7 protein-coding genes are annotated in these 6388 nt (G+C 65.5%); 3 read left to right on the forward strand and 4 right to left on the reverse strand.

The annotated features are described in order from the left end of the window. Positions 1-300 precede the first annotated feature (300 nt). From ACFXKA_RS42370 to ACFXKA_RS42380, 3 genes are all read left to right on the forward strand, one after another. Complete coding sequence (locus tag ACFXKA_RS42370; protein ID WP_379431817.1) at positions 301-597, forward strand: 3'-5' exonuclease; 297 nt, start codon at positions 301-303, stop codon at positions 595-597. 246 nt (positions 598-843) lie between these two features. Continuing rightward, positions 844-3012 (forward strand): serine/threonine-protein kinase, encoded by a 2169-nt coding sequence (locus ACFXKA_RS42375; RefSeq protein ID WP_379431811.1) that lies wholly within the window; start codon positions 844-846, stop codon positions 3010-3012. 174 nt (positions 3013-3186) lie between these two features. Continuing rightward, on the forward strand, positions 3187-3567 hold the full coding sequence (locus tag ACFXKA_RS42380) for a hypothetical protein (RefSeq protein WP_379431812.1): 381 nt from the start codon (positions 3187-3189) through the stop codon (positions 3565-3567). Between the two features lie 85 nt (positions 3568-3652). Here ACFXKA_RS42380 and ACFXKA_RS42385 read toward each other — a convergent pair whose 3' ends face one another. The 4 genes from ACFXKA_RS42385 to ACFXKA_RS42400 form a co-directional block, all read right to left on the reverse strand. Further along, positions 3653-4120 (reverse strand): hypothetical protein, encoded by a 468-nt coding sequence (locus tag ACFXKA_RS42385; RefSeq protein ID WP_379431813.1) that lies wholly within the window; start codon positions 4118-4120, stop codon positions 3653-3655. 80 nt (positions 4121-4200) lie between these two features. Next, positions 4201-5181 carry an ACP S-malonyltransferase gene (locus tag ACFXKA_RS42390; RefSeq protein ID WP_379431814.1) on the reverse strand — a complete coding sequence of 327 codons (981 nt, stop codon included), beginning with the start codon at positions 5179-5181 and terminating at the stop codon, positions 4201-4203. Then, positions 5178-6074, reverse strand: a complete 897-nt coding sequence (locus ACFXKA_RS42395; RefSeq protein ID WP_379431815.1) for an alpha/beta hydrolase — start codon at positions 6072-6074, stop codon at positions 5178-5180. The genes ACFXKA_RS42390 and ACFXKA_RS42395 overlap by 4 nt, the downstream gene beginning before the upstream one ends. Continuing rightward, on the reverse strand, positions 6071-6388 hold a 318-nt coding region (locus tag ACFXKA_RS42400), incomplete at its 5' end, for an acetyl-CoA carboxylase biotin carboxyl carrier protein subunit (RefSeq protein ID WP_379431816.1). The genes ACFXKA_RS42400 and ACFXKA_RS42395, both read right to left, overlap by 4 nt.

The following is a 6388-nucleotide window of genomic DNA, read 5'->3' on the forward strand; positions in this document are numbered from 1 at the left end:
GCACGACATCGTCGCGGAACTCTTTCGGATACGGCTTGGGCACTGCGACATCCTCTCAGGCCCGCCTCTCGGCAAGCCATCTCGGTTGTCACCTACCCCTGCAGCAGCCCCCTGCTCGATATCGCGACCGGATCAGGGCTTGGACTGCCTGCGTTCGGTCAGCAAAATGCCTTGATCCGCCTCGGTCTGACCGATGAAGCCCTGGAGGGTTTCCGCGCCACGGTTCTCCGCCCCGCCCTAGCGGAGCTTGTCGCAGACGTCCCTGCGGGCACCGTTCTCGAAAGACTGCGGGCCCGGACCGTGGAATTCGGACGGACGCGGCCTCGCAGGGCAGGCGATGAGAGCATCCGGGAAGGCGAACTCGACCGCCTCCGTGCACGGCTACAGCGCCGCGACCTCATCCCCGGACTGACCGTCCACCAGGCGAAGGGGCGCGAATGGAACCATGTCGGGGTCGCACTGAACCTCGCACAGGAACGCATACTCGACCAGGGGCTCCGCGAACTTGAGCCAGAACACTGCGTGCTCTACGTGGCACTGACCAGAGCGAAGCACACCTGCGGAGTGTTACGTTGTCCGCAAGAACACGGGGTCTAACTGCGATCCATGGAACCAGTTTCCGCCGCCGCCATCACCTTTGCCGCACGAACCCGCCACCGCGGATGAACCAGTCGGCCCAGCCCTCACGCGTATTGGAACCACACTTCGGTTACGACGATCAGGTTGGCTGTCTTGCCCGAGTCCGACCTCGTAGACGCACTGACCGGGTGCTGCGTGTCCATGAGGCCGTAAGCTCAGCGGGTGCCACGGATCGCCGCGTGGCGAACGGATTCGGGAGGATAGGTGTCGGGGGAGACCCGTTTCGGCCATTACCAACTCGTGCGTTTACTCGGTCGAGGCGGAATGGGACAAGTGTGGCTGGCGCACGACACCCATACCGATCGCGATGTAGCACTCAAAGTGCTTCCGCCCGAGGCGGTTGCGGATGAGGGCTATCGCAAGCGCTTTGAACGGGAGGCGCGGCTGGCGGCCAAAGTGCGTGGGCCACATATAGTCCCGATCCACACGTTCGGTGAACTCGATGGGCGACTGTTCATCGACATGGAGTACATCGAGGGCACCGACCTGGCGGAGGTCGTAAAATGTGGACCGGTGCCACCCACGACTGCAGTGGATCTCGTCGCCCAGATCGCCGCAGCTCTCGATACCGCGCATGCGGCCGATCTCGTGCATCGAGATGTCAAGCCATCCAATGTCATTGTGCTGCCCAGTGGGTTCGCTTACCTGATCGATTTCGGGATCGCGCGCAGGCATGGGCAGACTGCCATCACGACCACAGGTGCGGCGATCGGTACATGGGCGTACATGGCCCCCGAACGATTCACCGGACAGGAGGACGCCCGCGCGGACGTCTACGCTCTCGCCTGCGTGCTCTTCGAATGTCTCACGGGTCGAAGGCCATTCGGCGAAACCGATCCCGCACAGCAAATGCGGGCGCACATGATGACACCGGTGCCGCGGGCGACTGCGTTGAACCCCGAAGTGCCGGACGGGCTGGACGAGGTCATCAGACGAGGGATGGCCAAGGACCCGGATCGTCGGTACCGCACGGCGGGCGAACTGGCCTCTGCGGCAGGTGAGGTTGTACACCCTACACGTGGGGTGGCACTGGCAACGGTCGCGGAATCGCCGGCGACCACGAAATGGGGTGCTGGCTGGACCTTCCCGCTTTCCGTTGCAGTGGCGGAGCCTACCCGGGTCGACGACGGGACCCTCGTGACAGGCATCGATCAGGATGACGTGGCGGAGGATCAGGCGCAAAATGCATCCGGGTTGTCCCGCGCGGTAGGTAGGTCACGCGGTCGCATTGCTCCGAAACCTTTGGTCCTGCTGGCAGCGGGTGTTTTGCTTGTCGTCACAGGAGCCGTCGGCACTGCCGTCTATCTAGGACGTGACGATTCCGGGCAGGGCGGTGTGGCTTCGTCGTCCACACCTGTGCAGCCGACGCGCACGGTCGCTCCGGGGGCGCCCCGGGCGGTGACGGCGGTTGTTCCGGTTGGTATCAGTCCGAGTGGGATAGCTGTGGATCCGATCGCCGAGACGGCGTATGTGGCCAACTGGGGTGACTACGCCAAGAAGGCCGGTGGGTCCATTTCGATCATCGATCTCCGTACGAACCAGGTCACGACCACCATCGAAATACCGCACTTCCCAACAGGTGTCGCGGTGGATTCTGAATCGCGCAAGGTATATGTCACCGGCAGCGCGCCATCGTCGACGGTGACCGAGCGCAGTGACGACATCGTGGACGTTTCCGGTTCGGTCACAGTGATCGACGCTCGTACGAACAAGATCAGTGCAACTCTCACCGTGGGGCTGGCGCCGGAAGGCATTGTCGTGGACTCCCGCTCGCATACCGCCTACGTCGCGAATCGAGGCAATCCGATGGGAGAGGGAAGCAAGGGTTCGATTTCCGTGATCGACACGCGTACCGATGCCGTCGTCTCGACACTCAAGCCGAAGGAGCTGCCCGCCGACGTCACCTTCGATTCGCAGACTCGGTCCCTGGTCATCACCCAGCCGCTGAGTAACTCGGTGGCTGTCGTCGACATCGCAACGAACACGACGACGTCGATCAACGTGGGGTGGCCCACCTACGGCATCGATATGGACTCGCGGTCGGGCATCGCGTATGCGGCGAGCGATACGTCCTTGACCGTCATCGACCTGCGGACGAAAACTGCAACTGGTACAACGTATCTCGGCGTTGCCCATGGCTTGGCCGTTGATGCGGCCGGTGGTGTGATTTTCGCCGTCGGTGGTAAGCGTGGCACCGAACCCTATTCCAACGCGGTGTCGACATTATATGTCGTGGACATCGCTACTAAGGATGTCGTCGCGAGCGTCGACGTCGGTCGGGGTGGGGGAAGCGTTGCCGTGAACCCGACTACTCATATCGCCTATGTGACCAATCGGGACGACAACACCGTCAGTGTCGTCGCTCCACTGTGAACCATACGGTCGATCACTGATCGATTGCTAGCGTGGCAAATTGCTTCGGCGTGTCGTATCGACACGCCGAAGTCGAGGAGATGAGCGCTGTATCAGTTCGGTTGGGCGGAAATCGCTTGCCTTTCACAGAGGTGTGCACGCGGCTCCTTCTTGAGAAGGTCGTTTTCATTGCCGATGATCCTGCTGACCGCGGAGCGGCTTGGGTTGATCTCGCCGGCAATTGGGGTGGGGGTGCGGCCGTCGGCGAAATTGCGGACGAGGACGTTGGCAATGTTCAGCCAGCTGCGGTCGCCGCGCGCAACCGCATCCCGCTCCCACAACGACCTCGGTGCTCGCCGCGGTGCTGAAGTTGCTGCGTTGCCGGGACAAGGAGTGGGTACGGGCAAGCCGATGCTGTGCCGTCTCGACGTGCTCCATCGTGCCATCGTCCTGCACATCGAGCAGCATTCCCTGCGTAACCTCGTGAAAATCCTGAACGCCGAGGGGCTTCCGACTGCTAAGTCTCACGCTGTCTGCGAAATCGATCGTGGTTGGCATGGGGGAGGTATCGGTTGAGCCGGAGAGGTTGGTTGCCGATCGCTTGCTATGTCGGGAAATTTGATCCACGAGTCGGCGTGTCGACACGCCGACTCGTGGGGGTCTAACGCGGTGCGCGGTGGCGCCCGCCGGGTGCCCGCATTGGGGTGTCGCGTTCGCGGAGTGCGTCGCGGATGGTGCTGGCGGGGAAGCCGGTGAGGCGGCTACAGCTGACGAGGGAATGGCCGGCGAGGTACAGCCGTTCGACGTGGTCGATGTCGTTGGTGCTCATCGATTGGAATCGGCGGGGAACGTTGCGGTTGGTGAGCAGGTTGAGGACGGCGGTCTTGGAGATTCCGTAGCGCGCCGCGAGTTGTGTGGTCGAGGTGCCGTCGCGGTACGCGTGAAGGAGTTCCTCGACCGTCGCAGGGCCGAGGCGCGGCTCGATTCTGCGAGGCTCGCGAGGACGGTCCGCCGGAGGCTTCTTGTGTCGGCGGGGGAGTGGGGACGAGGGGCTGTTGTCGATTTTGGCGCGGGTGGTTTCGAGTTTGTGCAGGTCAGCCCGTTTGGAATAACGCCCAGCCAGGTCCACTTCAAACGGCAGGCACTACACGGTGCCTGCCGTTTTGTGTTTGTTCGGTCGGCGACCGGAAGCCCGCTTCATACAGCGAGCTACGGCGTGCTTCCGGGTCTGGTAGGGGTGGTGAGGGCGTCGAGAGCTGCGGTGAGGGTTGCGGGGGTGCGCAGGGGGTGGCGGTTCAGGTGGGGGAGTTCGCGTTTCGCAATGGCGGTGAGGACGCCCGCCGGGGGGAGTTCGAGGAGCGTGGTGAGGCGGGCATCCTGGCGCAGGGTTGTCGTGCACAGGTCCCAGCGGACGGGGCGGGTGATCTGAGCGGCGATCTTGGTCAGGGCGTCGGCGCCCGACGTGACGGGGCGACCGTCGAGGTTGGAGAGCAGGGGACGGATCGGGTTGCGGGGGACGAGTTTTCCGATCGCGCGGGTCACCGTGTCGCGGGCGGCGGCCATGAATTCGGTGTGGAAGGCGCCCGCCACCGGGAGGACGACCACTTTGGCGTCCGCCGGGCGGTCGGCCGACAGCGCGGCCAGGGCTTCGATGCGTCCGGCGACGACGAGATGGCCGGGAGCATTGTGGTTGGCGGGCACCAGATCGAGTTCCGCGATGCGGGTGAGTATCTCCTCGAGGCTGCCGCCGAGGACAGCCGCCATACCGGTGCGGTCCGCGGCGCAGGCGTCGGCCATGGCGCGGCCGCGGGTGGAGGCCAGGGCGATCGCGTCGTCGGGGGAGATCACGCCGGCGGCCGCTGCCGCCGCGAGCTCGCCGACCGAATGACCGGCCACGATCGTGTCGGGGCCGAGTCCGCCCGCGGCGTGCAACGCCGCCACCGCGAGCAGCGCGGCGGCGACCACCAGCGGCTGGGTGGTGGCGGTGTCGACGAGTTCGGTTGCGTCGGCCGTGGTTCCGAGGCGCAGCAGGTCGAGGTCACAGATCTCCGACCAGCGCGTGAGGCTTTGCTCGGCGCCCGGCAGCGACAGCCAGTCGGTCAGCATGCCCGGTTTCTGTGAGCCCTGCCCGGGCGCCAGGAGGGCATAGGGCGCGACGTCGAGGAGGGTGCGGGCGGCGGGGTAGCTCATCGGCGCTGCCTCCGCGCGACGCATTCCTCGGCGAAGGCCAGCGACCGCAGGTGGAAGGTGCGCGCCGTGTAGCCGAGGCTGGTGTTGTGTCCGGCATCGAGCTGACGGTCGATGACCACGCGCGGTGAATGCCGCATCCGGGAGCGCAGATTCGCGAGGGTGCGGTCGTCGTGATGCCACCAGCGCTCGTGCTCGGCGAAGGTGAACCGGACCGGAACCCGGATGCGTTTTGCGATCGCCGGAAACATCGATTCCCAGCTCACGATGTCGAACTGCTCGGCGGCCGGGATCGGCGCGGTGATCGAGCGGGCCTGATGGAAGGTCTCCGGCGGATACAGCTGCAGCGGCAGCCAGCTCTTCGTCCACGTCGCGCCGATGTTCTCGAGCCCATCGGCAGGGTGGGCGTAACGGTGCCCGCACCCGGAGACGTCGATGCCGAGTAGATCGGGTACGCGCTGATAAGCGGCAGTGGCCAGCGCCAGCTTGCCGCCGAACGAATGGGCGTGCAGCAGCACACCCGCGCCGGTGTCGAACCGCCCGGTCAGATCACGCAGCGCGTTGGCGAGGGTGGCGGCCTGGTCGATGACGGGCTGGCCCTCGGGCAGTGCGTCGGCGGACGCGCCGTACCCGGGGCGGTCGATGGCGACGACCGAGAAGCCGAGGGCCGCACCCAGTTCGAGCATCGACATGCCGGGCAGGGCCCGACCGTGGAAGTATCCGGCCCGCATCCCGGCCCCGTGCAGGGCGACGATGGTGCCACGCGGCTGCTGCCGGACCGGCGTGGTGATAAGTGCCGACAGCGTCGCGTCACCGCCGTCGAGGTCGATCGACCGGACCTGCGATTCCTCGACGGACGAATGCGGTTGCAGCGGTGTGGGATTGATGACGGTCATGTCTGGTCTCCTTGGCTTACACTGCAAATCGGAGCGCCCTGGGTGATGGCCGCACCGGCCTCCACCGCGAGACCGGTGATGACACCGGCCTTGTGGGCGGTGACCGGGTTCTCCATCTTCATGGCCTCGAGCACGACGACCAGGTCGCCCGCCTCGACGGACTGTCCCTCTTCGACCGCGACCTTGACGACGGTGCCCTGCATCGGGGCGGTCACGGCGTCACCGGAGGCGGCACCGGCGCCCGCGCCACCGCGCTTGCGCGGCTTCGGCTTCTTGCGCACCGCACCACCCACGCCATTGCCGGAAGCGGCCGT

Source organism: Nocardia sp. NPDC059228, from assembly GCF_042754245.1.
GTDB lineage: Bacteria > Actinomycetota > Actinomycetes > Mycobacteriales > Mycobacteriaceae > Nocardia.

Excerpts from the sequence above, each read along its gene's own strand:
- ACFXKA_RS42380 (WP_379431812.1), top strand. The coding sequence starts at position 3,187 with ATGATCCTGCTGACCGCGGAGCGGCTTGGGTTGATCTCGCCGGCAATT.
- ACFXKA_RS42390 (WP_379431814.1), bottom strand. The coding sequence starts at position 5,181 with ATGAGCTACCCCGCCGCCCGCACCCTCCTCGACGTCGCGCCCTATGCC.
- ACFXKA_RS42395 (WP_379431815.1), bottom strand. The coding sequence starts at position 6,074 with ATGACCGTCATCAATCCCACACCGCTGCAACCGCATTCGTCCGTCGAG.